26 protein-coding genes and 3 pseudogenes are annotated in these 25,604 nt (G+C 61.5%); 16 read left to right on the forward strand and 13 right to left on the reverse strand.

Translation table 11 applies throughout. The features are described 5' to 3' along the window. Positions 1-53 precede the first annotated feature (53 nt). Positions 54-956 (forward strand): annotated as a pseudogene (locus EGJ34_RS01630) (YifB family Mg chelatase-like AAA ATPase); the annotation flags it as partial. A 263-nt stretch (positions 957-1,219) separates the two neighbouring features. Here the strand turns inward: EGJ34_RS01630 and EGJ34_RS01635 are convergent. Next, entirely contained in the window at positions 1,220-1,513 is a 294-nt protein-coding gene (locus tag EGJ34_RS01635) for a metalloregulator ArsR/SmtB family transcription factor (RefSeq protein WP_024957933.1), read from the reverse strand. A 172-nt stretch (positions 1,514-1,685) separates the two neighbouring features. On the opposite strand from EGJ34_RS01635, the gene EGJ34_RS01640 reads away from it, so the two are divergent. Genes EGJ34_RS01640 through EGJ34_RS01660 form a run of 5 tightly spaced genes read left to right on the forward strand, consistent with a single transcriptional unit; the run spans position 1,686 to position 4,706 of the window. Next, positions 1,686-2,627: an MBL fold metallo-hydrolase gene (locus EGJ34_RS01640; protein WP_223224754.1), complete on the forward strand. Its 942-nt coding sequence runs from the start codon at positions 1,686-1,688 to the stop codon at positions 2,625-2,627. After that, positions 2,624-3,064, forward strand: coding sequence for a membrane protein (locus tag EGJ34_RS01645; protein WP_033834872.1), 441 nt, complete (start codon positions 2,624-2,626; stop codon positions 3,062-3,064). Before EGJ34_RS01640 ends, EGJ34_RS01645 begins: the two co-directional genes overlap by 4 nt. Next, the gene (locus EGJ34_RS01650; RefSeq protein ID WP_101766223.1) at positions 3,061-3,492 is read left to right on the forward strand and encodes a DUF6691 family protein; all 432 of its coding nucleotides are present in this window, start codon (positions 3,061-3,063) and stop codon (positions 3,490-3,492) included. Before EGJ34_RS01645 ends, EGJ34_RS01650 begins: the two co-directional genes overlap by 4 nt. Continuing rightward, complete coding sequence (locus EGJ34_RS01655) at positions 3,489-3,926, forward strand: TIGR01244 family sulfur transferase (protein ID WP_049453266.1); 438 nt, start codon at positions 3,489-3,491, stop codon at positions 3,924-3,926. The genes EGJ34_RS01650 and EGJ34_RS01655 overlap by 4 nt, the downstream gene beginning before the upstream one ends. Before the next feature lie 18 nt (positions 3,927-3,944). Further along, positions 3,945-4,706 (forward strand): sulfite exporter TauE/SafE family protein, encoded by a 762-nt coding sequence (locus EGJ34_RS01660; protein ID WP_101766454.1) that lies wholly within the window; start codon positions 3,945-3,947, stop codon positions 4,704-4,706. A gap of 72 nt (positions 4,707-4,778) precedes the next feature. Here EGJ34_RS01660 and EGJ34_RS01665 read toward each other — a convergent pair whose 3' ends face one another. The 4 genes from EGJ34_RS01665 to EGJ34_RS01675 form a co-directional block, all read right to left on the reverse strand. Continuing rightward, entirely contained in the window at positions 4,779-6,050 is a 1,272-nt protein-coding gene (locus tag EGJ34_RS01665) for a DUF2254 domain-containing protein (protein ID WP_024957939.1), read from the reverse strand. Between the two features lie 122 nt (positions 6,051-6,172). After that, a complete protein-coding gene (locus EGJ34_RS22615) occupies positions 6,173-7,144 on the reverse strand; it encodes a BCCT family transporter (RefSeq protein ID WP_260476869.1) in 972 nt (323 codons plus the stop codon). 23 nt (positions 7,145-7,167) lie between these two features. Beyond that, on the reverse strand, positions 7,168-8,151 hold the full coding sequence (locus EGJ34_RS22620; RefSeq protein ID WP_260476870.1) for a BCCT family transporter: 984 nt from the start codon (positions 8,149-8,151) through the stop codon (positions 7,168-7,170). A 51-nt stretch (positions 8,152-8,202) separates the two neighbouring features. Further along, the gene (locus tag EGJ34_RS01675) at positions 8,203-9,300 is read right to left on the reverse strand and encodes a hypothetical protein (protein ID WP_024957941.1); all 1,098 of its coding nucleotides are present in this window, start codon (positions 9,298-9,300) and stop codon (positions 8,203-8,205) included. Positions 9,301-9,598: 298 nt separating this feature from the next. Here EGJ34_RS01675 and EGJ34_RS01680 point away from each other — a divergent pair, with 298 nt between their 5' ends. The 3 genes from EGJ34_RS01680 to EGJ34_RS01690 all read left to right on the forward strand — a co-directional run bounded on the left by EGJ34_RS01680 (position 9,599) and on the right by EGJ34_RS01690 (position 12,938). Next, a complete protein-coding gene (locus tag EGJ34_RS01680; RefSeq protein WP_049461414.1) occupies positions 9,599-9,967 on the forward strand; it encodes an H-NS histone family protein in 369 nt (122 codons plus the stop codon). A 513-nt stretch (positions 9,968-10,480) separates the two neighbouring features. Then, positions 10,481-11,596, forward strand: coding sequence for a serine hydrolase domain-containing protein (locus EGJ34_RS01685; protein ID WP_125358445.1), 1,116 nt, complete (start codon positions 10,481-10,483; stop codon positions 11,594-11,596). Between the two features lie 169 nt (positions 11,597-11,765). Beyond that, positions 11,766-12,938 (forward strand): serine hydrolase domain-containing protein, encoded by a 1,173-nt coding sequence (locus EGJ34_RS01690; protein ID WP_125358448.1) that lies wholly within the window; start codon positions 11,766-11,768, stop codon positions 12,936-12,938. Between the two features lie 118 nt (positions 12,939-13,056). On the opposite strand, the gene chrA is transcribed toward EGJ34_RS01690, so the two are convergent. The 3 genes and pseudogenes from chrA to arsH form a co-directional block, all read right to left on the reverse strand. Continuing rightward, positions 13,057-14,259, reverse strand: coding sequence for a chromate efflux transporter (gene chrA / locus EGJ34_RS01695; protein ID WP_024957944.1), 1,203 nt, complete (start codon positions 14,257-14,259; stop codon positions 13,057-13,059). A gap of 54 nt (positions 14,260-14,313) precedes the next feature. Next, positions 14,314-14,731: pseudogene (gene arsC, locus EGJ34_RS01700) on the reverse strand (arsenate reductase (glutaredoxin)). After that, positions 14,728-15,468, reverse strand: coding sequence for an arsenical resistance protein ArsH (arsH, locus tag EGJ34_RS01705; RefSeq protein ID WP_125358451.1), 741 nt, complete (start codon positions 15,466-15,468; stop codon positions 14,728-14,730). Before arsH ends, arsC begins: the two are co-directional and overlap by 4 nt. Before the next feature lie 39 nt (positions 15,469-15,507). Between arsH and EGJ34_RS01710 the strand changes: the two genes are divergently transcribed. Genes EGJ34_RS01710 through EGJ34_RS01725 form a run of 4 tightly spaced genes read left to right on the forward strand, consistent with a single transcriptional unit; the run spans position 15,508 to position 18,537 of the window. Then, complete coding sequence (locus EGJ34_RS01710; protein ID WP_024957946.1) at positions 15,508-15,822, forward strand: metalloregulator ArsR/SmtB family transcription factor; 315 nt, start codon at positions 15,508-15,510, stop codon at positions 15,820-15,822. Between the two features lie 25 nt (positions 15,823-15,847). Next, a complete protein-coding gene (locus EGJ34_RS01715; protein WP_024957947.1) occupies positions 15,848-16,339 on the forward strand; it encodes an arsenate reductase ArsC in 492 nt (163 codons plus the stop codon). Between the two features lie 20 nt (positions 16,340-16,359). Beyond that, positions 16,360-17,418, forward strand: a complete 1,059-nt coding sequence (gene arsB, locus EGJ34_RS01720) for an ACR3 family arsenite efflux transporter (RefSeq protein WP_033834878.1) — start codon at positions 16,360-16,362, stop codon at positions 17,416-17,418. Between the two features lie 33 nt (positions 17,419-17,451). Further along, on the forward strand, positions 17,452-18,537 hold the full coding sequence (locus EGJ34_RS01725) for an ArsO family NAD(P)H-dependent flavin-containing monooxygenase (protein ID WP_033834879.1): 1,086 nt from the start codon (positions 17,452-17,454) through the stop codon (positions 18,535-18,537). Here EGJ34_RS01725 and EGJ34_RS01730 read toward each other — a convergent pair. The 3 genes from EGJ34_RS01730 to EGJ34_RS01740 form a co-directional block, all read right to left on the reverse strand. After that, a complete protein-coding gene (locus EGJ34_RS01730; protein ID WP_125358454.1) occupies positions 18,498-19,031 on the reverse strand; it encodes an arsenate reductase ArsC in 534 nt (177 codons plus the stop codon). The genes EGJ34_RS01725 and EGJ34_RS01730 overlap by 40 nt on opposite strands. A 111-nt stretch (positions 19,032-19,142) precedes the next feature. Next, positions 19,143-20,621, reverse strand: coding sequence for a SulP family inorganic anion transporter (locus EGJ34_RS01735; protein WP_032964208.1), 1,479 nt, complete (start codon positions 20,619-20,621; stop codon positions 19,143-19,145). 417 nt (positions 20,622-21,038) lie between these two features. Beyond that, entirely contained in the window at positions 21,039-22,028 is a 990-nt protein-coding gene (locus tag EGJ34_RS01740; protein ID WP_024957952.1) for a zinc-dependent alcohol dehydrogenase family protein, read from the reverse strand. 144 nt (positions 22,029-22,172) lie between these two features. Here EGJ34_RS01740 and EGJ34_RS01745 point away from each other — a divergent pair. Next, a pseudogene (locus tag EGJ34_RS01745) lies at positions 22,173-22,337 on the forward strand (LysR family transcriptional regulator); the annotation flags it as partial. Positions 22,338-22,497: 160 nt separating this feature from the next. Here EGJ34_RS01745 and EGJ34_RS01750 read toward each other — a convergent pair. Further along, a complete protein-coding gene (locus EGJ34_RS01750; RefSeq protein ID WP_033835953.1) occupies positions 22,498-23,241 on the reverse strand; it encodes an SDR family oxidoreductase in 744 nt (247 codons plus the stop codon). A gap of 169 nt (positions 23,242-23,410) precedes the next feature. Between EGJ34_RS01750 and EGJ34_RS01755 the strand changes: the two genes are divergently transcribed. After that, complete coding sequence (locus EGJ34_RS01755; protein WP_024957954.1) at positions 23,411-24,040, forward strand: IS30 family transposase; 630 nt, start codon at positions 23,411-23,413, stop codon at positions 24,038-24,040. Between the two features lie 96 nt (positions 24,041-24,136). Here EGJ34_RS01755 and EGJ34_RS01760 read toward each other — a convergent pair whose 3' ends face one another. Continuing rightward, positions 24,137-25,042 (reverse strand): LysR family transcriptional regulator, encoded by a 906-nt coding sequence (locus EGJ34_RS01760; protein ID WP_125358457.1) that lies wholly within the window; start codon positions 25,040-25,042, stop codon positions 24,137-24,139. 154 nt (positions 25,043-25,196) lie between these two features. Between EGJ34_RS01760 and EGJ34_RS01765 the strand changes: the two genes are divergently transcribed. Further along, positions 25,197-25,604 (forward strand): ketosteroid isomerase-related protein, encoded by a 408-nt coding sequence (locus tag EGJ34_RS01765; RefSeq protein ID WP_024957956.1) that lies wholly within the window; start codon positions 25,197-25,199, stop codon positions 25,602-25,604.

A 25,604-nucleotide genomic window follows, 5' to 3' on the forward strand; every position in this document is an offset into this window, starting at 1 on the left:
GGGCATGCCGCGCTTCCAGACTTTCGGGCTCCTGCCACAATCCGGAGCCCCGCATGAGTCTTGCGCTGGTGCACAGCCGCGCCCGCATCGGCATCCACGCGCCTGCGGTACGTATTGAAGTCATGCTGAGCGGCGGCCTGCCGCACACCACGCTGGTGGGTCTGCCTGCCGCGGCGGTGCGGGAGTCCTGTGACCGCGTGCGTGCGGCGTTGCTGTGTGCGCAGTTCGAGTACCCGAACCAGCGCATCCTGATCAATCTGGCCCCGGCCGATCTGCCCAAGGAAGGCGGCCGCTTCGATCTGGCCATTGCACTGGGCATTCTCGGGGCCAGCGGGCAGATCGACCCGCTGCTGTTGAATCGCTACGAGTTTCTGGGCGAACTGGCGCTGACCGGTGAGCTGCGCGGTGTGGATGGCGTCCTGCCTGCCGCGCTGGCAGCGGCGGAGGACGGCCGCAGCCTGATTGTGGCCACTGCCAATGGCGCGGAGGCCGGGCTGGCCCAGGACGCAGACGTTCGGGTAGGCCGCACCTTGCTGGAGGTATGCGCCTCACTGCAGGCGCATGATCTGCCGCGCGCCGTTCCAGCCGAGGCCGTCGCCGCGCGGGTGCCGGACCTCAGTGACGTGCGCGGGCAGCCCCTGGCTCGTCGAGCATTGGAGGTCGCCGCTGCCGGCGGCCATCACCTGTTGCTGCTGGGCAGCCCGGGTTGCGGCAAAACGCTGCTGGCGTCGCGTCTTCCCGGCATTCTGCCGGACGCAACCGAGGCCGAAGCGCTGCAGACCGCGGTCATCAGCTCGTGCAGCGGCAACGGCATTGATACGGCCCGTTGGCGACAGCGCCCGTTCCGCGCGCCGCATCACACCGCCAGCGCGGTGTCGCTGGTGGGTGGCGGCAGTTACCCACGTCCGGGTGAGATATCGCTGGCACACAACGGCGTGCTGTTTCTGGACGAGCTCGTCCTTAGGTCGTCAAGTTGACTGACAACACGTCGGCTTCTGACGGGAAGAGGGAGTACTCACTGCGTTTCACATAGTCACCATGTGCGGGGTCCGTTTCCGACCAGAAGCAGACAGCCACCCCCTCCCTCATGAATACCCCTAGGCCGCAGCAGACCTCGGGCCCGCTGTGGCCAAAGGGTTTTGGGGCAGACTACGCCAGTTGCCTAAATTCCCTGGGTCAGGAAGTCCAGCCCGCCCCTTCCAGGACGCTTTAGATCACGTCAAGTTGATGCATCGTCCACGCAGAAAATCCCATGCATCGCGCCCAGCAGTGCTGCAACGCGCGGGTCTTCCATGCGGTAGATGATCGACCGCGATTCCCGTCGGGTCGCTACGAGCTTTCGTTGACGGAGTTCGGCCAGTTGCTGGGAGAGCGCCGGCTGTCGAATGCCGGTGGCTTCCTCCAGTCCGCCCACCGTCATTTCACCTTGCGCGAGCTGGCATAGCAGCAACAGGCGCGAGGGGGTGGCCATGAAGCGCAGCAACTCGGCCACTTCAGGCACGCGCTCCTTCATCGTGGCTAGGTCTGACGGGCTGAATGGGGGGCTGGTCACGGGTAAGGGCAACTTGGGCAGGTGATGTGATGCAAAGACCATGCGGGCACGCGTCCAATCTAGCATATTTCCATAGTTGCACATATTACGTAACTATGTAATTCTCAGGTCGCGAAGCCTCTTGGAGCCAGCCATGATCCCATCCGTAGCGGTAGACGCCCCCTTGGACCAGGCTGTGCGCCTGGTCAGCGATGCGCGTGCCGGCCTGCTTCCCTCACCTTCCGTGAAGACGTTCTTTGACCCTGCTACGTTCACTGCCAGCCACGTCGTACGCGATCCAACTTCTTCAGCGTGCGCCATCATCGACAGCGTCCTGGACTTCGACATGGCCGCAGGCCGCACGTCCACTTCCTCCGCATCGGCGTTGGTGGACTACGTGCGTGCCGAGCGCCTGCAGGTGCAGTGGTTGCTGGAAACCCACGCGCATGCCGACCACCTGTCCGCGGCTCCATGGCTGCAGGAGCAGGTGGGAGGCGCGCTGGCTATTGGCGAACACATCACCGCAGTCCAGGAAACCTTCGGCAAGCTCTTCAATGCCGGTACTGCATTCAAGCGGGATGGCAGCCAGTTCGATCACCTGTTCGCCGACGGTGCCTCCTTCCGCATCGGTAATCTGCAGGCGATGTCGCTGCACGTGCCAGGCCATACTCCCGCTTGTCTGGCGTACGTGATCGGCGACGCCGTATTTCCTGGCGACACGCTGTTCATGCCGGACTACGGCACTGCCCGATGCGACTTCCCAGGTGGCTCAGCGCGCCAGTTGTATCGCTCGATCCAGCGCCTGCTGTTCCTGCCCGACGCCGCCCGCGTATTCCTGTGCCACGACTACAAAGCCACCGGCCGGGACCATTTCGCATGGGAAACTACCATCGGTGCCGAAAGGGCAACAAACATGCATGTGCACGAGGGCGTGAGCGAAGCCATGTTTGTGGAACTGCGGGAGGCTCGTGATGCCACACTTCCGATGCCACGGCTGATCCTGCCGTCAGTGCAGGTCAACATGTGCGCCGGCCATCTGCCCGAGCCCGAGGAAAACGGCGTGCGATATCTCAAGCTGCCGGTGGACCTGCTATGACGCTCTCTCACCTGGCCTGGTATTGGCCGCTCGCTGGCGGTGCCATGATCGGAACAGCGGCCGGAGCCTATCTACTCCTTCTCGGGCGCGTTGCTGGCATCTCGGGACTGCTTGCCAAGACACTGGGCATGACGGGTGACGGCGGGCGCAGCGGTGCAGTCCTGTTTCTGGCAGGACTTGCCCTGGCGTCAGGCTTGGCATTGGCGGCCCGACCCATACCCCTGCCGGCGCTCTCCGCAAACGGAACTGTGGTGCTGGTGATCGCCGGACTGCTGGTGGGTTACGGAACTCGCCTTGGGGCTGGCTGTACCAGTGGGCACGGTGTCTGCGGCCTGGGCCGGGCATCGCCGCGGTCGGTGGTGGCGACCTGCGTGTTCATGCTCGTGGGCATGGCCACGGCAACCCTGGTACAGATTACGACCGGGGGCCCGGCATGATCCGTCTAGCCGCGTTCCTGTGCGGCGCACTCTTCGGATTGGGCCTGGTCGTATCCGATATGGCCAACCCAGCCCGCGTGCTTGCTTTCCTTGATGTGAGCGACGCCTGGGACCCCTCCCTGGCGCTGGTCATGCTGGGCGCACTGATCCCTTCCGGCGCAGCCTACCTGTGGATACGCGCCCGCAAAACGCCGCTGCTTGCCGTATCGCTGCACATTCCCGCCCATCGCATCATCGATCGGCGCCTGGTGATCGGTGCGGCGATATTCGGCCTGGGTTGGGGTCTGGCCGGACTATGTCCCGGCCCAGCCATCGCGTTGCTGGGAACCGGCCAGCCCTTCGCGATCATCTTCGCCACGGCAATGATCGCTGGCGTGCTCCTGCATGGCCTCATTCACCGCCCCACTGCAACTACGGGAAAACCATGAACCTCAAGCCACTCTCCGCCAGCCTCAAGGTGTCCGGCCAGCTCCTGCCAAAGGACATTGAAGCCCTGAAGGAGCAGGGCTTTGCGAGCGTGATCTGCAACCGCCCCGACGATGAACAGCCGGAGCAGCCCAGTCACCATGCGCTGCAGGCCGCCTGCCACCAGGCGGGCATGCAGTTTGCCTATCTTCCTGCGCTGCCTGGCGTCATTACCGATGATCAGGTGCATACCTTTGCCAGGTTGATCGAAGCGCTGCCAAGCCCTGTTGCCGCGTACTGCAGAACCGGCACCCGTGCTGCGATGCTTTGGGCGCTGTCGGAAGTCGTTCACAATGGAGCGGCGTTTGACCACGTCCTGTCTGTTGCTTCGGATGCAGGCTATGACCTTTCTTCCATCGCAACACGGCTGCAGCAAGGCCCGGCGTCCGGCGACTGACATATGGAAGCGCTATCTCTGCTGCAGTTGGTTCTGGGCGGCCTGTCTGGCGTCCTGGTCGGCTTCGTCCTGGGCGTGGTCGGTGGGGGCGGATCCATCCTGGCGGTACCACTGATGCTCTACGTGGTCGGAGTGGGAGATCCGCATGTGGCTATCGGCACCAGCGCCCTGGCAGTAGCGGTCAATGCGGTGTCGAATCTGGTGATACATGCCCGTAGAGGGAACGTTCGATGGCCTTGTGCCTCGGTCTTCGCTCTGGCGGGGATCGCGGGCGCATACCTGGGTTCCAGCTTGGGCAAGGCGTTCGACGGCAGGAGCCTGTTGGCGCTGTTTGCTGTGGCTATGATCGTTGTCGGCATCGCCATGCTTCGCAGGCGCAACACGCCTGGACTCACGGACGCTCGGCTCGGCAGAGGCAACGCGCCCGCGCTGATTGGGCTGGGCGCCACCGCCGGCGGGCTTTCTGGCTTCTTTGGCATTGGCGGAGGCTTTCTCATCGTGCCCGCACTGGTGGCCGCGACGGGCATGCCGATGATCGCCGCAGTCGGAAGCTCGCTCGTCGCCGTCGCCGCATTTGGCATGACCACCGCACTGAACTACGCGCGTATAGGTCTGGTCAACTGGAAGCTCGCGGCAGTTTTCGTCGTTGCCGGCGTGGCTGGCGGTATTGCAGGTGCAGCAACTTCGACGAAGCTGGCCAACTATCGTGGAGCTCTGAACACGGTATTTGCAGTACTGATCTTCATTACTGCCGCATACATGCTGTGGAAGGTGAGCTGACCGGATGTGCTCCAGACCACAGCCGAGCACTGATAGCCAGCGCAGCGCTTCAAAGGCTTTGATAGGAAGATACTACGAACGGTGGTCCACATCCTCCAGAGTCAAATAAGATGCGACGGCTCGAAGCGCCTCGCGATCAGCTTCGAAATCCATGGCCAATAGGCCGCGCTCCAACGCGATGCGGGCATGCGCCTGTGATGCGACTCTTGTCGCTTCATTCGAGGACCCTGCCAACGCTGCGAAGGCCTTCTGCAGCCGGATACTGACCTCCAGGGACGCGGCGGCATCCCTGGCAATCGGAGTGAACGCGTCCTCAAACATGTCGCGTACGTCGAGACACTGCACGTGCACGCGCGGATACAGCACCTCGCCTGTCGCAGCGTCCCCTCCGTGGCTGGACCATGCACAGAGCAGCCTGACACATGTCCCGATGACGTCGATGCAGGTCCCAGGGTCGTTCACCGCAGGTGACATGGCTCGCTGGGCAATTTCCGCAAGCACGACCAGCCCGAACCGTGGGTCATTTTCGATGGAGCGCGCGTCGCTAAAGGAAATGGCTGAGATCACTTTACTCTGTACTTCAGGAAGTAGATTTCCCTCGATGGCTATCAACGGACGGGTTGGGGTTGCGAACGTACCCGGCTGGCAGAGCAGATGAACGCGTAGATCATGTTCCTGCGCAATGGCGTTGATCCGCCCGACATCCACGTGTTCAACGTAGGCCACCTGATCGCCGACCAGCTGCACCGCCCCCTCTCCTACCCGAACCGCACTGGCTCCGCCGAGCGAAGGCTCCTCGGCGCGGCGCTTCATTGCCACTTGGGTCGCCCGCTCCACCAGATCGATGGTTTCGCCGACGCGGCCAAAGCGTGAGAACTGCTCGATAGCCCGGAGCAACGTCACTGTGATGACGATGATGACCGCGATAGTTGCCCCGAACAGTACAAGCCGGCCGCTATCTCCGTAGATGCCGGTGCTGAGCGCGATGAGGCCCACGATCGAGAACAGGAAGGCACCAATGAAGGTGGCCAGCGCACCTTGGGCCCGGGTGTCTTCGATCAGCAGGCGGGCCGCGCGCGGGGTGGCGCTGCTGGACGCGGACCCGTAGGCCGAGACCATGGTGGACAGCGAGAAGGTGGTGACCGTCAGCATCGACGCGGCAAGAATGCCAAGAATGTTGCCGACGGAATCTGCGCCGATCCGCGCGGCAAGGCCGACGGGAATGAGGAACTTCAGGAACGCGCCCGCCAACGCCGTGATGATGCCTAGGGCGCCATACAGGGTCGAACGGAACCACATCCGCTTTGTAACTTTGCTGGCTGCAAGCCTCAATCTGGTGAGCATGGGCTACTTCCTGGGAAGTTCGACCATCAATAGCACGGCCGGGCGCCGAGGCCACGTCAACGCAGGGTCATGCCCGACCCAAGGCAGATGCCGCTACTCCGGGCGGCATCTGTGTGCAGATTCTACGAGCGCACCTTGTCCAGGAACTGACGGTGGCGCTCGTATTGATCGAGCACATCGTGGATGAGTTGAACCTTGGTCCATCCCATGACGTCGTAGTCCTGCCCGCCCTCCCGCAGATAGACCTCCGCACGGTAATGACGGGTACCCTCGCTGACCGGCCGACGGGGATCCTGCAGGGCGAACGTCGGCGGCTCATAGGGCTGGGGCCGTACCGAGTAGAAGAAGTCCATCTCCTCGCCATGGCCAACCTGCAGCCACGCACGACCATCCTCCCCCTTGGAGACCTGGACCGGCAGATCCTGCTTGCGCAGCTCAGCCGCAACCTCTTCCAATGCTGGGATGACACGCTGCTCGATGAAGCCTGTCACCTCGATCTTCAACGGATTGTGCGCCAGCAGGCGCAGGCGCGCCCGCCAATCCTCGCTGGTACCCGGCAAGATACGTGCCTCGCGCAGGATCGAGCGCTTGGTTGCATCCAGATGCATGGCCTTCAGCAGTCCCCAGCACATCAGGATCATGACGATCGTAAATGGCAACGCACTGGCAATGGTGGCCGCCTGCAATGATTCCAAGCCGCCGGCCACCAGCAGGGCAATCGCAAGGCCGCCGACCAGCAGCGCCCAGAAGATCCGCTGCCAGACCGGCGATTCCTGCTCACCCTTCGAGGTAAGCATGTCGATTACCAGCGCACCGGAGTCCGCTGAGGTTACGAAGAACAGCGCAACCAGGATGACCGCCAGCGAAGAGGTCAGCATGGTCAGCGGCAGGTGCTCCAGAAACTCGAAGAGCGCCATCGAGCTGTCGGTTGAGACCGCCTGCACCAACTGCTGGATGCCCTCCGCCCGCACCATGTGCAACGCGGTGTTGCCGTAGATGGTCATCCAGAGGAATGTGAAGCCAAGCGGCACAAGCAACACCCCCACCACGAACTCACGGACGGTGCGTCCACGTGAGATGCGCGCGATGAACATGCCAACGAAGGGCGACCAGGCAATCACCAGCCCCAGTAGAACAGCGTCCAGCCACCCAGCCAACCCGTGGGTTCGTAGGCATAAAGGTTGAAGGTCATCGAGAACAGCTGGGAAACGTACATGCCGGTGTTCTGCACCAGTGCCTGCATCAGGTGCACGGTGGGTCCACAGACCAGCACGAAGGCCAGCAACGCTGCCGCCAGGATCATGTTGAGCTCGGACAGCCTGCGTACGCCGCTGTCCAGGCCAGCCACGACCGAGCCGGTCGCCACCAGTGTGATGACGGTGATCAAGCCAACCTGGACGAGCGTACTGACCTCCAGGCCGAACAGGTAGTTCAGGCCGGCGTTGATCTGCATGACGCCCAGCCCCAGCGAGGTGGCCAGGCCGAAGATGGTACCCAGCGCGGCGAACGTGTCTACAGCATGCCCCAACGGGCCGTGGATACGATCGCCGATGAGCGGATACAGTGCGGATCGGACACGCAGCGGGAGATTGTGCCGGTAGGCAAAGTACGCCAGCGACAGCGCTACCACTGCGTAGATCGCCCATGCGTGGATGCCCCAGTGGAAGAAGGTGATGCGCATGGCCTGGCGGGCAGCTGCGGCCGACTCGGGCGAGCCGACCGGCGGCGTGGCGTAGTGCATGATGGGCTCGGCAACGCCGAAGAACATCAGACCGATGCCCATGCCGGCAGCGAACAACATGGCGAACCAGGAGCCGTAGCTGTAGTCCGGCGTACTGTGGTCAGGGCCGAGTTTGATGCGGCCGTAACTGCTGATGGCGACGCCGACGACGAAGACCAGGAAGCCGGCCACCGCAAGGATGGTGAACCAGCCTGCATCATTGGCAGCCCATGACTTGGCCGCGGTGAACCACCGCGTGGCTATATCGGGCGCGATGGCAGCAAGCGCCAGCAGCGCGATGACGATGGCTGCCGTGGGAATGAACACCTGCGGAAGGATCCGCTGGCGAACGGAGGGATGTTGCGGAGCCGTGCTCTGCATGGATACCTCCGTGTTGTTGGGTGAAGAAGCCTCTGGCTTGCGCGAGGCCGATCAGAAGTAGAAGCCGATGTTGAAGTTCAGCCGTGAATGCCAGCGGGAAGGACCTCCCTCGTCGATGCCGATACCATCACCACCGGCAAACCACATGTTGCGGCCAGCGATCCAGTCGACATAGGTGAGCATGATGCCTTTCTGCAGGCTGCAACCGGTCACGTTCTGCCACGAATCACGAAGGCCCGCGCGGTGCCCGACCGGGCGGGTCATGCTGAGGTTGTTATAGCAGGTGATGTCATCCAGCCAGCCCTTCTGGCCGAACGAATAGGCGATGTTGGCGCTTGGCACATCGGCCTGCGCTGCAACCTGGAAGGGGGATTGGAACGCCGACATTGCGATGCGATCTCCGGGCACGGCATACCGGTACCGCGCCCACTGCAACTGCGCGGTCCAACCATCGCGCTGCCACTGTGCGTGGAGGGCCGCGCCCTGATGACCGTAGTGACGCCGTGTCTGAGTGTTCTGCACCTTGCCAGCAAACGCTGATGCGCCCAGCAACAGCTCGCCGCCGCCCCAGGCGCGCGCGCGCTCCACGCGTGCATGCAGTCGTTGCCGCTCACGATACGGCAACGCCTCGGTCTGCGCGACATCAAAGGAGTAGCGATCATAGCGAGCCCCGGACCCGTATTCGTCTCCGGAGAACCAGCCGAGATGCCAGGTCGTGCTGCCGGTGCGGTGAATCACTACAAGGCCCGGATCGTAATCATCCTCAATGCCCAAGTAGTAGCCGGAGCCGAACCAGAAGCTCTGCGAAACGGTAGGGAGCAGCCCGAACGGGACTTGCTGGATACCTGCCTTGAGCTGGGTAGCATCGGAGAACTGCCAGCCCGCGTAGGCGTGATGCACGGCGTCGAAGCCATCGTACCAGCGGTATTGGGCAGAGAAGGAAAACGGTCCGGTTCCAGCGTCAAGGTCTGCACGCAGCAGTTCAAGCTGCAGGCGGCTGGTCGGCCCGTAGTCGAGCCAGCCATAGTTGAACCTGACGGCGCCTCCTGGATCAAAGTAAGGATCTCTATGGAGGTTATCCTCAGAAGCATCTGCAGCCAGCGAAGTTCCCGCCAACGCGGCAGCGACAATGAAGGGAATTGATCTCACGGTTATGCGCCTTGCCTCCCTGATCTGCTACGGAAAGCGCTTGAGTCTAACGTCGATTCATCCAATGCCTCAAACTGGCGATCTCAAAGAATTCTTGGCGGGACCACAGCAATCACTCACGGCGCATCTTTAGTCCTCAGGTCCATATGCCACGTGAAAATCATGTGCAGTGAGAGAGTAGCTAACACGATAAACTTCTTAGTAGTCGATCCTGAGATTGAGCGACTCATAGTGGACATGGAGTGACACGCAATGTCATTTGAGAATAGGCTAGGGCCTCGACATCGGGGAAGAATTCATGACTATTGATATCAGCGGCCTTTCTGCCAAGGAACTTCGCTCACTGATTGCTCAGGCGGAGAAGCAGCAGTCCAAAGTGCTGTCACGCCCTAAGGCCACAGCGATGCGCGCCAAGATCAACAAGTACGTCAAGGATCATGGATACACGATAGAGGAACTCTACGGCGCTTCAGTGATCGTGCCCTCCGAAACCGCCAAGAAGCGAGGTGATCGGAGGCCTGCCAAATCGACAGTGCCCAAGATCGCTCCCAAGTACCGCAATCCTGCAGTGCGCGGCCAGACGTGGTCCGGTCGAGGGCGGCAACCGCGATGGATAGCCGAGCTGGTAGCAAGCGGAAAATCACTGAATGACTTCCTGATCAAGTAGTGATAGCGAGGTAGCCGCACACCGGTACCGCAGCAAGTCCTGAGAATCATTAGTCATCAGATCGAACAGGATGCTGGTGCGCGGAATGCCCTGCCAGGTAGGCGATCAAAGATTTCAGCTAGTCGCAGTTGATGTGACAGCGGGCGAACAGCAGGCGCTCCCCTTGCCTTTGGAGAGTGGGCTCAGGCAGCAATGATTGCAGTATCCACTTCTGGCCGACAGCTGCCGTCCGATCTGGCAGGATCCGATTCCTAGCGGGGATTCGACGCTGCCCGGGCCCTGCGTGTGGCGTGCAACCGCTCCGGGCGTCAGGCAGCCCGATCAGCCCCATGCCGAGCGGGCCGCCGATGCGCGGGCTCACCTAACTTCCCCCGGACCATTCAGCCAACTCCATTGTGAGCATGACTCTTTGCACTGTCGTGCCCGGGTGCCTGGGCCTAAGGTTGCCGGCCGGCATCGGTTCCGTCGGCACTCGCCAATCCATTTTCCAGACGACCTGGCCCAGGGAAATCCATGCTGCCTGCACTCTTGCGCACCGCCTTGCTGACCGTTGCCCTGTCGGCATGGCTTCCAGCCCAGGCGCTTGCGGCCGGTTCTCTTAAGGAAGCCAACAGCAAGGCCAGGGCCTTCATCCAGCAGGCCATGCAGAAGCAGCGGATTCCGGGCCTCCAGCTGGCAGTGGTGCAAAACGGGAAAGTAGTGCTGCTGGAGAACTACGGGTTCGCCAATGTCGAGAACCGGGTGCCTGTTACTGGCAAGACGCTGTTCCCGATCAACTCGGCCACCAAGTCGTTCACCGGCGTAGCCATGATGCAACTGGTCCAGGACGGACGGGTGGATCTGGACGCCCCCTTGTCACGCTATTTGGACGATGTGCCCGCGACCTGGCGTGGGGTGCGGATCCGGCAGCTGCTGGGGCATACATCAGGCCTTCCGGAGATCATCGACTCGCAGGGGGCCTTTGGCGGTGCGACGGAGCCGGAGGCATGGAGCGCGGTCGAGGCTCGGCCTCTGGAGGTATCGCCAGGCGAACAGTTCTCGTACAACCAGACCAACTACGGCCTGCTGTCGCGGATCATCGTCAAGTTGAGCGGGCAACCATACGAGCGATTCGTGACGCAGCGACAGTTCGATGTGGCGGGCATGCCCTCTACCACGTTCGGTGACAGCTATGACCTGGTTGCCGGAGCCGCCACGATCTACAGCTGGTCGCCGCGGGGCTCGCTGGCACCGGACGATGGTGAGCGCCTGTCGCATTGGATTTATGAAATGCCCTACAGCCTGTGGGCGGGTGGCGGAATCCAGACGACGGCCGAAGAGCTGCCGCGCTGGATCATTGCGCTGTCGCAGGACCAGTTGATTGATGATGCACATGTCCAGCGCATGTGGCAGCAAGAGCCACTGAACAGCGGGGCGAAAAGCGATTGGGCCTTAGGCTGGCCGGTTTTGAAGGCTGATCGCCCGCGCCAGGTCGCAGGCATTGGCGGTGCCCGCGCGGCATTCGTCGTCTACCCGGACGAAGACTTGGCCGTGATCGTGCTGACCAATCTTGCCGGTGCGAACCCGCAGCGGTTTGTTCGACGCATCGGCGAGTTCTACCAGTCGCGGGCGAACGACTCCACCCATTGATGCCGACGAAGCTCCGGGACGACGTGTGCTTTCGGCACGAAGCGGACGTCCACACGCACACCTTCTGGCTGGCGCCAGGGGCGGCCGCCGCGAGAACAGGGACAGGTGTGCGGCCCTCGGTGTTCGGCTATCTTGAGAGTTCTTGCCAAAACCCTTCAAGCACAGACGCATGCAAGCGATTTCGAGGATTGTTCGAAACGGGCGGTGGCTCAACTACTTCGTATTGTCCGTCGTGTTCTTGGCTGCCGGCTGCAAGGGCGAGCATGTGCCGGCAAAGGATCTCGGGGCGGACCTCGATGAGGTGGCCGCAACACTGATACAGCAGCCGTTGCTCCACTCAACCTCGATCGCAGTCGTATATCGGGGCCAGGAATTCATCCGTCATCGCGGCAACATGGAAGCCGGCAGGCTGAGCCCTCCGACCGACGCGACCCTCTACGAAATCGGTTCGTTGAGCAAGACCATGGCAGGGACCCTGATGGCCAATGCCGTCCTGGAGCGCAGGCTGGGGCTGGACGACGATGTCCGGAAGTATCTGCACGGCAATTATCCGAACCTGCAGTACAAGGGCGACCCCATCCGCATCCGTCACCTGCTGTCGCATACGAGCGGTCTTCCGAACATGTTGCCGGAACGCGCGAACACGGTGCTCGCGGACTTCACCGATCAGCGTACGCCTCGTGAACTCAATGCCATTTACGCCGGCTATGGCAAGGCGGATTTCTTCAGGGACCTGCATGCCGTCGAGATTCACCAGGTGCCCGGAAAGGATTACGCCTACTCCAGTGCTGGAACCCAACTGGCGGCGCATATTCTGGAGACGGTTTACAAGAGCGACTATGAGTCGCTGTTACGCGAATTCTTCCGCGATTCCGCGGCAATGGCGGACCTCAGAATCAGGCTGGGCGATGCTGAGGCGCCCCGGCTTGCGGTCGGCTACCACAGTGACAACGCGGTACCGACCTCGCCCATGCCGGAGTTGCCTTGGGGAGCATCGGGGAACGTAAAGGCGACCGTTCCGGAAATGGTGAAGTTCCTCAAGTTCCAGCTGGCCGGTGGGCCCGTCGTGACGGAATCACGCCGTACTCTTGTCGAATTCGATTCCGAGTTCAGCATCGGCTATTTCTGGAACATCGTCGGCGGCGACCACTTGAAGGGCACCTACTATGCCCATCATGGTGGTGTGCCCCGCTCGCAGTGCTATATCTACATCATGCCGAAGTATGACCTTGGCATTTTCGTCATCACCAACCAGAGCGGCGACAAGACTGCCCACGCCATGGAGGCGGCGATCAATACACTGGTCGAGAGAATAGCCGCGCGAGATAACATCTCTAGCTAGGGCCTGTCACGTTCGCGTCCTGCGACTCGACTTGACCGAGGGATTGTGAATGACCGCTGCTGGCCAGAAGCAGACGTTATGTTGTGCTGCAGAGGCGCGCCTGATTGACCTGGCGGCGTTACCGTGGCAGGGCCCAGGTCGTCATGGCAGCCAGCAACACAACCAAGATCGGCGGTGTACGCGCGAGGGCCAGTAGCCCGAACGCAACCAGCGCCATCGCGGCATCCCATCGGTCATGGATCGCACTCGTCCACACCGGGTTGTACAACGCAGCCAGCAGAATCCCGACCACCCCGGTGTTGACGCCAGCAATCGAAGCTTGCAAAGCCTTTCGGTGGCGCAGGGCCTCCCAGAACGGCAGCGCCCCCACGAGCACAAGAAAGGCTGGCAGGAAAATGACTGCCAACAGCACAAGGCCTCCAAGCCAGCCACCCAGCGGCCCCTTGGCCAGGGCTCCCAAGTACGCCGCGAAAGTGAAGAGAGGGCCTGGCACCGCCTGCGCCGCACCGTACCCAGCGAGCAGATCCGCAGTGGTCACCGTGCCGCTTTGGACAACCGCGGTCTGCAGCAACGGCAGTACGACATGGCCGCCGCCAAAGACCAAGGCACCAGCACGGTACGTCCCCTCCAACAGCACAGCCAACGGGGAGCCACTAGCCACCACCCACACAGGCAGCAGAACAAGCGGCAGCACCAACAGCATCAGCGCTACCGAGCCCGTTCTTCGCGAGACGGGATAGCTGCAAGCGAACTGGCCCTGGGCAGGCTCGATTTTCAGCGCCCAGCGACCGAGCAGGCCGCTGCAGATGATCACCACCATCTGGCCGAAGACCGAGGGCAGTGCTAGCGTCAATACGGCGGCGACAAGCGCCATCCCTGCCCGCAGGCGGTCCGGGCATAGGGTCCGGGCCATTCCCCATACAGCCTGCGCCACCACGGCAACTGCAACGATCTTCAGGCCATGCAGCCAACCGGATTCGAGGATGCCTTGGTATCGAGCAACGCCAAATCCGAACAGGATCATCAGTACGGCCGATGGCAGGGTAAAACCTGCCCAGGCGGCCAGCAGGCCAAGCCAGCCGGCGCGAGCCAAGCCCAGCGCCATCCCAACCTGGCTGCTGGCTGGGCCTGGCAGTAACTGGCACAAGGCCACCAGATCCGAGTAGCTACGGTCCGTCAGCCACCGGCGGCGCTCGACAAACTCGAGGCGGAAGTAGCTCAGATGGGCGATCGGGCCGCCGAACGAGGTCAGTCCCAGTCGTAGGAACACCAGGAAGACACGCCACGCACTTTCGCTTTTTGCGGGATGGAGCGTCGGCATGGGGCAGGATCTCCGGTTGTTCTCAAAGGCGGCCAGCCCGGCCCAGCACCCAGACTAGGTCGCCGGGCTTCCCCTGTGCTCGGCCACCAACTCTCCATCTTCCTTCCGGAATGGTCCGGGAAGCTTCGGCAGGATCCAGCACCAGTTCGGAAGGGCGGCACAGGCGCGTGCCATTATCGGTTTGCACGAAAGGACGATTGATGAGTATTGGGTGCGCCAGCATGGCATCAAGCAGCGCGTCGTCGCTCAGTGCCGCATCGCCCAGTGCCAGCTCGTCATAAGGAGTGCCCTTCTGCCGGAGGGCGTCGCGCACGCTCAAGCCCGCGGCCCTGATGAGGTCGACCAGGCGCGCGCGGCTGGGCGGGTGGGCCAGGTAGTCGATCACTTCCGGCTCGATCCCGGCGAAGCGGATCATCGCCAGGGTGTTGCGCGAGGTGCCGCACTTGGGGTTGTGGTAGATGACCGCGTTCACGCACTTTCCTCCTCGTTCAAAACAGTTTCCACCACCGCTGCAGCGGCCGCGAGCGCCGCCGCCTCGATGGCCCCCTTGCGCTCGCTGTAACGGTCCACCAGGTAGTCGGTGCGCCCACGTACCAGCAGGGTGAACTTGACCAGTTCCTCCATGACGTCCACCACGCGATCGTAGTACGCCGAGGGTTTCATTCGACCTTCGTCGTCGAACTCCTGCCAGGCCTTGGCGACCGAGGACTGGTTGGGGATCGTCACCATCCGCATCCACCGGCCGAGCACACGCAGCGCGTTGACGACGTTGAACGACTGCGAACCGCCGCAGACCTGCATCACGGCCAGCGTGCGGCCTTGGGTGGGGCGCACGCTGCCCTCTTCCAGTGGCAGCCAGTCGATCTGGTTCTTGAATACCGCGGTAAGGGTGCCATGGCGTTCCGGGCTGACCCACACGTGTCCCTCCGACCACAGCGAGGCCTGGCGCAGCTCCTGCACCTTTGGGTGGGTGGCTGGCACCGAGTCAAGCATCGGCAGCTCATGTGGATCGAACAGGCGGGTTTCCGCCCCGAGCTGTTCCAGCAGCCGCTGCGCCTCCAGCGCCAGCTTGCGACTGAACGACTGAGGTCGCAGCGACCCGTACAGGATCAGGATGCGCGGGCGGTGCGGCTGCGCGGCCGGGTCGTTGAGCTTGGTGGCCGTCGGGATGTCCAAGGCACCTGGGACCAAGTTGGGGATCTGCTGCACGGGGTTGTCCTACGGAATCGATTCTATTATTCTAGAATCATGGAACATAACGCTGCAACCCACGCTCTTGCTGCCTTGGGCCACGCCACCCGCCTGTCGATCTTCCGCCTGCTTGTACAGGCCGGCAGCGGCGGCAAGCTGGCCGGTGACATTGCCCAGACGCTCTGCTTGCCTGGTGCCACGCTCTCCTTCCACCTGAAGGAACTGTTGGCTGCGGGCCTGATCAGCGCCGAGCAACATGGTCGGACGATCTGCTACCGGGCCGAGTTCGAGGCGATGACCGCATTGGTGGCCTATCTCACGGAGAACTGTTGTGCCGACGAACAGGCCTGCGAACGACCCGTTGGCTGCTGACCAACCCACCTTAGAGATCGCTCAGATGACCCGTCGCGTCCTGTTCTTGTGTACCGGTAATTCCGCTCGCAGCGTGTTGGCCGAATCGACCCTGAAAAAGTGGGGCCAAGGCCGCTACGAGTCCTTCAGCGCCGGCAGCCAGCCGGCCGGCCGCGTCAACCCGTTTGCCATTGCTCAGTTGCAGCGCGAGGGTTTCCCGGTGGACGGCCTTCGCAGCAAGTCGTGGGACGAGTTCGCCGAAGCGGATGCCGCGCCGATGGATCTGATCGTCACCGTCTGCGACAGCGCGGCGGCCGAGGCATGCCCGGTAGTGTTCGGCGACTTTGTACGGGTGCACTGGGGCCTGTTCGATCCGGCCGGCGTTGAAGGCTCGGACGGACAGAAAGCCGAAGCGTTCGATCGCGCGCACCAGATCATCAAGGCGCGCCTGAAGGCGTTTCTGGAGATCTCAGACAGCGTCTGGGATGACAGCGAGGCCCTCAAGGCCCGGCTCGACCCGATCGCACAGATCAACTGACCGTCTTTCCGGAAATCCCCATGACCACTGATACCTCCCGCCTGTCCTTCCTGGACCGGTATCTCACGCTCTGGATCTTCGCCGCCATGGCGCTCGGCGTCGGCATGGGGGCGTTGTTCGAAGGTGTACCCAGCGCGTTGAACAGCCTCTCCATAGGGTCGACCAACATCCCGATCGCGATTGGTCTGATCCTGATGATGTATCCGCCGCTGGCCAAGGTGAAGTACGAGGAACTGCCGCGGGTCTTCGCCGACAAACGGGTACTGATGCTCTCGCTGCTGCAGAACTGGATCGTCGGTCCGTTCCTGATGTTCGGCCTGGCCGTGCTGTTCCTGCGCGATTACCCCGAGTACATGACCGGCCTGGTCCTGATCGGGCTGGCACGGTGCATCGCCATGGTGCTGGTCTGGAATCAGCTTGCCCGCGGTGACGGCCAGTACGTCGCCGGGCTGGTGGCATTCAACTCGATCTTCCAGATTGCGCTGTTCAGCGTCTATGCGTGGTTCTTCCTGTCCTGGTTGCCGCCGGTGTTCGGTCTGCAGGGCAGCGTCATCGATGTCAGTTTCTGGACCATCGCCGAGGCTGTTCTGATCTACCTTGGTATCCCGTTCCTGGCGGGCTTCCTCACCCGCCGATGGTTGAAGGCGCGCAAGGGCGTGCAATGGTATGAAGAGACGTTCCTGCCCGCCATCAGCCCGGTAACCCTCGCCGCACTGCTGTTTACCATCGTGGCGATGTTCAGCCTGAAGGGAGGCGATGTGCTGAGGATTCCGATGGACGCGGTACGCATCGCGATCCCGCTGACGTTGTACTTCATCATCCAGTTCGTCATCAGTTTCTTCATGGGCAAGCTGATCGCCAAAGACTACCCCCGCACCACCGCGATCGCGTTCACCGCAGCAGGCAACAACTTCGAACTGGCCATCGCCGTGGCGATCGCGGCGTTCGGGCTGGCTTCCCCGGTAGCCTTCGCGGCTGTTATCGGCCCGCTGGTGGAAGTGCCCGTGCTGATTCTGCTGGTCCACGTCGCCCTGCGCCTGGGCAAAAGCTACTTTCCTGCCGATGCACGGAGCCGCTGAATCGCCTAGGTGCTGCAGCATGAGGAAGTCCCGATGGACAGCGTCGATGTCGTGGTGATCGGAGGTGGCCAGGCGGGTCTTTCGGCTGGCTACTTCCTGCGTCGCAGCGGGCTGTCCTATGTGATTCTTGATGCCGAAACGTCACCTGGCGGGGCGTGGCAGCATGCGTGGAAATCCCTGCATCTGTTCTCGCCGGCGGGCTGGAGCTCGATTCCTGGTTGGCCGATGCCTGCTACCCGGGAACCGTGCCCGTCGCAGGCGGAAGTGCTCGACTACCTCGCGCGCTACGAGCATAAGTATGCGCTGCCCGTCATCCGTCCCGTGCAGGTGAAACGCATCAGCCGCTCGGGGAGCCGGCTGCGGGTGGAAGCAGATGACGGCCGGCAGTGGCAGACACGTGCAGTGATCAGCGCCACGGGTACGTGGCGGCATCCCTGCACGCCCGGATATGAAGGTCTGGACGCTTTCGGCGGCGTGCAGCTGCACTCGGCCCACTACAGCCATCCCGAACCCTTCGCCGGAATGCGCGTGGCCATCATCGGCAGCGGCAACTCAGGCGCACAGATTCTGGCCGAGGTCTCCAAGGTGGCCAAGACCACGTGGATCACCCAGCGGGCGCCAGCCTTCCTGGCCGACGATGTCGACGGGCGCGTTCTGTTCGCACGCGCAACCGAGAAGTGGAGGGCTCAGCAGGAAGGACGTGAGCCGGATATTCAGCGGGATGGTTTTGGCGACATCGTGATGGTGCCGCCGGTGGTGGACGCACGGCGCCGCGGTGTACTGGTCTCCATGCCGCCACCCGTCCGTTTCACCGCCACCGGCATGCAGTGGGCAGATGGCAGCGAACGCAACTTCGACGCGGTGATCTGGTGCACCGGCTTCCGGCCGGTATTGTCGCACCTGGAAGGACTGGGCATTGTCAACGCTCGTGGTCGGATCGACGTGGATGACACCCAGGTTCGGTCGGTCGCAGCGCCATCGGTTTGGCTGCTCGGCTATGGCGACTGGAATGGCGCAGCATCGGCCACGCTGATCGGGGTGACCCGATACGCGCGCGAGGCAGTAAGGCAGATCAGCGACTACATCGGGGAGGCTTCTCCGGTGTTATCTGGCGCGTGAGCCTCGGCGCCATTGCCCAGCGCCCGCACCTGCGATTGCAGGGCCATGCGGTCCAGCGCTTCAGGCTTAAGCGCCAACAGCAATCCGAGACGGTGCTGGAGCTGGTGAAGCGTGCTCAGGAACGCCTTATGGACCTGATCAGCACTGCCCTGCACTGCGGCCGGGTCGGGGATGCCCCAGTGGGCGGTAGCCGGGTGGCCCGGCCACACGGGACACGCTTCACCCGCGGCACGATCGCACACCGTTACGATGAGATCCATCTGCGGTGCTTCCGGACCTGCGAATGCATCCCACGGCTTGCTCGACAGCCCGGCAACGTCGAAGCCAATCTCCGAGAGCACCTGCAGGGCCAACGGATGAACTACGCCCTTGGGATGACTGCCCGCACTGTAAGCGCGGATACGTTCGCGCCCTAAATGGCTGGCCAGTGCTTCGGCAAGAATGCTGCGCGCCGAGTTGCCTGTGCAAAGGAACAGAACATTCAGGGGACGCATGTCATCGCAACCATTTATCCAGAATAATCGAAGTATTGCCTTGCCATATGTCAACTCGATGACTGCCGAAAAGGAAGCGGGCACCCCTCGGTGCCCGCTTCGCTCATCTGTTCAATGACCCGACGACCGTGTGGCGCCTGGCGTACGATGCTTTCCCAAGCGGTCTACCAAGGTCTCACTTGCATCGTTGAGACCGAACACCTCAACGGTCGCGCCGTGCTCGCGCAGCTTCATCACTACCCGGTCGAGCGCATCAACGGCGGTCACGTCCCAGAAGTGGGCGTCCTTCAGATCGATGATGACCTCCTTGGGGACATCCAGATAGTTGAAGCTACTCACGAACTGTCCAGAAGACGCAAAGAACACCTGCCCCTTCACAACGTAGACGCGCGAGTCGGTCTCGACCTGGGTGTCGTCGATGATCAGCATCTTGCCGACCTTGCGGGTGAAGAACACCGCCGACAGGATCACGCCTGTCAACACGCCTTTGGCGAGGTCGTGGGTAGCCACGGTCACGATGACCGTGCCAATCATCACGACCGAAGAGCTCTTGGGATGAATGGCCAGCTCGCGCAGCGAGCGCCAGCTGAAGGTGCCGATGCTGACCATGATCATCACTGCGACCAGTGCGGCCATTGGAATCTGACTCACCAGGTTTGACCCATAAACAACCAGAAGGAGCAAAACCACGCCGGCCACAAGGCACGAGAGACGGCCCCGGCCACCGGAAGTGATGTTGATCACCGACTGGCCGATCATTGCACAGCCTGCCATGCCCCCAAAGAAGCCCGTTACGGTGTTAGCCAAGCCTTGGCCCGCACATTCGCGATTCTTCTGGCTCGGGGTATCGGTCATGTCTTCGACGATCTGCGCGGTCATCAGCGATTCCAACAAGCCAACGACCGCCAAAGTCGCCGAAACCGGCAGCAGGATCTGGAGTGTTTCCCAGGTGAATGGCACATCCGGAATCAGGAACGACGGCAGGCTGTCAGGCAGCGCCCCCATGTCGCCTACGGTGCGTACCTGGAAGCCGAAATACATGGAAGCGGCCGTGAGAACCACGATCGCCACCAATGCCGAAGGAACGGCTTTGGTCAGCAGCGGCAGCAGGTAGATGATTGCCAGACCCACAGCACAGATCGCATACACCATCCACGGCATGCCGATGAGCTCGGGAAGCTGCGCCATGAAAATGAGAATCGCCAGTGCATTCACAAATCCGGTCACCACCGAGCGCGACACAAAGCGCATCAGCGAGCCCAACCGCAGGGCGCCGGCCAGCATCTGCAGGACGCCGGCCAGGATGGTGGCGGCAAACAGATACTGAATGCCGTGCTCGCGCACCAGCGTGACCATCACCAACGCCATGGCGCCGGTCGCAGCCGAGATCATGCCAGGGCGGCCACCGGCGATGGCGGTGATGACGGCGATGCAGAACGAGGCATACAAACCTACCCTTGGGTCGACGCCGGCGATGATGGAAAACGCGATTGCCTCAGGAATCAGGGCTAGCGCAACGACAATGCCCGACAGCAGGTCACCACGGATGTTACCGAGCCATTGCTGGCGCAGGGGATAAATTGCAGACATAGAAAATGATCTCCGCGCACAGCCGTGCGCGCCAAACGAAAGAAACAGGCACCCTTCCAGACCTATGTGTCTGGGTCGCTTCTTCAATCAAGCGTCAGGGTGGAGTCATCGCTAGCCGATCCGTTGGGTACTTGACGGTATATTGTAGACTTGCATAGCGCCTGAGGGGAAATCCGGCCGGCATCGCGGTCGCGTCGGTGCATTCTCAAGGGTAGCTTCCCAGATCCCAAGATCATTTCGCAGGCGAAGTCGACAAGCTGGTAGGCAGTTGATCAGATTGAATTGAGCTCTGACCGAATCGCCAAAGAAGAGGTGGACATTCGCCGCGGGGCCTATGTCCGCTATCGGCCAAAAGCGGTCAGTTGGACGGGTTGAACTGGGGCCGAAAGATTCTGCTCTCAGCCCCAGAAATGGCGATTAGACTGTCACCACGATCTTTCCAATCTGCTGATTGGCCTCAAGGAAACGATGGGCTTCCTGGATGTCACTCAGAGGGAAGGTCTTGGCGATTATCGGGCTCAGTGCTCCAGACTCCAGCCCCTGCAGAATAAACGCCTTGGCACGTTCAAGGACTTCTGGGTCGGCCACAATTTCTGCATAGAGATAGCCCTTGAGGGTTAGGCTTTTGCCCAGCACGGTAAACAGCGGGAATGGCGTCGGTTCCGAGCTGAGTGCACCGTATACCAGCAGAATGCCACCTCGGGCCATGCTCTGCGTGAGGGGCTCGAAGGACCGCCCGCCAACCGGGTCGAACACAACGCGGGCGCCTTGTCCGGCCGTTATCTCCATCACGCGCTCGACGATATCCTCTTCGTCACTCACGATCACATACGCGGCACCAGCATCCAGAAGGGCCTGTTTCTTCGCACGGGTTCGCGTGATTGCAATTGGTGTGGCGCCGACCATGCGTGCTATCTGGAAGGCAGCCAGACCGACACTGCTTGATGCCGCGGTGACAAGGACAAAGTCGTGTTGCCCGAGTTTGGCCTGCTCGATGAGTGCACCCCAGGCGGTGACGTACTGCATCCAGGACGCAGCAGCCTCTTCAAAGGACAACCTCTCGGGGCTCTTCACCACCAGATGAGCAGGTACATTGGCCAGCTCTCCGTAGGTGCCCCAACGGGCGATGTCCAGAGGCGGGATGAGAGCGACTGCATCACCCACCTTGATCCCGGTTACTGCGCTACCCACTGCAACCACGATGCCTGCGGCCTCGTAGCCCAGGCGGCTAGGGAACTCGGCTTCCTGTAGGTATGCGTGATTGCGAAACATCACCTCGGCTCGGTTCAAGCCAATCGCTTTGACGCCAATCTGCACCTCGTTTGCCGCCGGTGCCGATACGTCCAAATTTTCCAGCTTCAGAACACTGGCGTCACCGTATTCATGGATTCTGACAATGCGTGCCATTGCGGATACCTCGTTTTTGAATGGGCTTCGAAGTGCGCAGGAAAGGTCTGCGGCTAATCGAAGAGTGAATAAAATGTAATCATTGGTTGGTAGCGGATAAAGGCCTACTATGACGTAATATTTGAAACAGAGAGTTTTTAATGGATCGCCCGACCCAGATGGCTACGTTCGTCAGAGCTGGGATCATTCAGCCCTGCTGCGGATGACCTCAACCTATCCCCTCAGTTGGTGGGAAAGCAGGTAAAAATGCTCGAACAACACCTGGGGGTTTCCTTGCTGCATCGGACTACGCGCAGGCAAAGCCTCACCGGGAACACAATGGCGGCTATTGGCCGACACCCATCTGATGCAACAAACTCAAACCGGCCAAACGCGGTTATCTGGTAACTACAGAACCAGGGGGCGATTCACACAGCTTTTCACTCGATATAAGCGGGGCCTGACGCCGAAGCGGCAGGCCCTAAGCTCATTAGAATTCCTGCACCGTTGGGCGCAGAACGATCTCGTTAATATCCACTTCAGCAGGCTGCTCAATTGCGAAGGCGATAGCCCGAGCGACGGATTGAGCGGGAATTGCATGCTTGTAGAAGTCCACCACGAAATCGCGGCTCTGTTGGTGGGTGCTGCCGAATTTCAACTCGGAGTCCACAGCACCCGGTTCGATAGTCGTGGTGCGAATGCTGCCACCGACTTCGTGACGCAGTCCTTCGGAAATGGCCCGTACAGCAAACTTGGTGCCGCTGTACACCGTGCCGCCAGGGCTGAATACCTTCAGGCCTGCAACCGATGCGATGTTGATGAAGTGGCCACTGTTTTGTTTCTGGAAGACCGGCAATGCAGCCGCGACTCCGTACAGCAGCCCCTTGATGTTGATGTCGATCATGCGATCCCACTCGTCAGTGCGAGCATCACTGAGCGGTGCAATCGCCATCAGCCCGGCATTGTTGACCAGTACATCAATGCGCCCGTAGGTGTCCACGGTACCTTGAATGAGCGCTTTGACTTCTTCCTGAGAGGTGACATCGGTCTGATACGCGATTGCCTGACCACCTGCATTGGTCAGCTCAGTCACCAATGCGTCGAGTTTATCTTTGCGGCGTGCGGCCAGCACTACGCGCGCGCCAAGCGCAGCAAGGTGGCGTGCAGTCGCTTCACCCAAGCCACTGCTGGCGCCGGTGATAACGACAACTTTTCCAGAAATGTTATTGCTCATGTTGAGAACCTCATCGGCGGGTTTGTATTTCGCCATGGCTGATTAACCTGGCAGTGAACAAATCTTAGCCCCATGATTGATCTCAATAAATGGAAATTATTGGATTAAGCTATTCCTGAATATGGAACAAATAGGAGGGCAACATGCTTAACCGCTCAAAGCCGGCAAGGTGAGCCACACGACGGTCTACCGGTATGCACGCGAGCTCGGCTTGCACTCGCACTTGCGGCAACCGAAGCGGCGTCGCGGTTACGGCCAGCGCCGCACGGGCCGCTTCGCCGACCGCAAGCCGATTCAGGCTCGACCGCCTGAAGTCGCCGAGCGAAGCCGCATTGGCGACTGGGAAGGCGACTCGGTGCGTCCCGCACGCGGCACGGGCGCGGTGATCACATTGGTCGAGCGGCGAAGCGGCTTCGTGCGCCTGACCTGGAGTCCGGACGGCACCGCCGATGCCGTCTCGCAAGCCATCGAGTGCCGCATGGATCGGCTGGCCGACTACATCCACACCATCACCTTCGATCGAGGCAGCGAGTTCGCCGAGGACCGCAGGCTGGAGAGATCACTCAAGGCTGCGATCTACTTCGCCGATCCGCACAGCCCGTGGCAACGCGGCTGCAACGAGAACCTCAACGGCCTGCTGCCACAGTATTTCCCGCGCAGCCGCGACTTCTCGACCATCACCATGGAAGAGCTACAAGCCGCCGAGGATCGTCTCAACGACAGGCCCAGAAAGAGGCTCGGCTACCTAACCCCAAGCGAGGTATTCTTCAACCCCAACCACATTGCACTTCAACGTTGAATTCGCCGGGGGATTACCATTCAACCGGAGGGGTGAGCCACCGAGCCTCAGTGCCCCGCTTTTCAAGGTGTGTGCCCTACAGAGTCTTGCGACGCGTCAGGGCAAAGCTGGCAACGATCCAACGGCGACCAGCATTTCATCAAATACCGCTCGAACCCTTCCCGGAATTGGGCCACGCTGAGGCCGATAGACGTACAACCCCCATGCCGGAGGTTCTTCGTTCTCCAGCACTTGCACGAGCTTCCCGCTGGCAATGTAGGGGGCGGCCATGTAGTCCGCCAGTTGCGCGAACGCGATCCCGACCAGCGCCGCTCCCATTTCCATGTCGGCATTGTCGGCGACGAGAGTGGGTGCGGTAGGTGTCCACTGGCGTCCCGCCTTGAAGTGCCAAGGCCAGGGACGGCCGGTATTGATATCCAAGGCCACGGTAACTGGCAGGCTGCTTAGCGCATCGATTTTTGCAGGTACGCCCACTTTCTTGATCAGGCGCGGAGCGGCAACGATGGGGAGTCTCATGTCGGCGGCCTTGCGTGCGACGAAGCGGCTATCGCGCATGAATCCGACCCTGATCCCGACGTCAATCCCTTCGTCAACCGTATTGCTGATGCGATCGGACAGGCGCACATCCAGCGTGATGCCCGGATGACGCTCGGCCACGCGCTCCAGTGCCGGTAGCACCGCTCTGGTGCCCAGGCTGTGCGGTGCGGTGATGCGAACCGTACCGGACAGAGAGGCCTGCTGGTCGGAGCCAGGCGTTCGCCACAGATCCTCGAACTGCTCCAATGCGGGGCGCACTCGGTCTAGCAGCCCTTCGCCGAAGGCGGTGATGCGCACCTGGCGCGTGCTTCGATGAAACAACACCTCGCCGTAGTGTTGCTCCAGTTGCTGGATGGCACGGGTTACACCTTGCGGAGAAGTCCCCAGCCGGGCGGCCGCATCGCGAAAACTGCTGCTTTCGGCCGCCACCCGAAAGATACGCAGTAGTTCCATTTCCTTGTTCATGACGCACGCCTCATGGCCGGTTCTGCTGCTCGTTGATTGTTCCATATTGTGAAATTATAAAATCGAAACAATTCCATATACAAGCGGGGAGCGGTTGCCCAGACTAACAGCACCCCGGAATGCTCCGCTCCGAACAACCCAATAAGGAACGCGAATGAACGCTGCCACTCTAATCACTGCCTACTACGACGCCTTCAACCGCGGCGACCGCGAGGCCATGCTGTCCATGTTGACCGATGACGTCGCGCACGACTTGAACCAGGGCGCTCGTGAGGTCGGTCGCGAAGCCTTCCGCGCCTTCCTGCAGCGCATGGACCGCTGCTATGGCGAGCAACTGCGCGGGATCGTGGTGATGGTCAGCGCCGACGGCCTGCGCGCAGGCGCGGAGTACGTGGTGCATGGCGAATACAAAGTGACGGACGACGGGCTGCCGGAAGCCAAGGGCCAGCGTTACGTGCTGCCGGGTGGCGCGTTCTTCGACATCCGCGATGGCAAGATCGCTCGTGTCACCAACTACTACAACCTCGGCGACTGGATCGCACAGGTTGGAGGGGACGCCTGA

This window comes from Stenotrophomonas sp. 278, from assembly GCF_003935715.1.
In the GTDB taxonomy this organism is placed as follows: Bacteria; Pseudomonadota; Gammaproteobacteria; order Xanthomonadales; family Xanthomonadaceae; genus Stenotrophomonas; species Stenotrophomonas maltophilia_AH.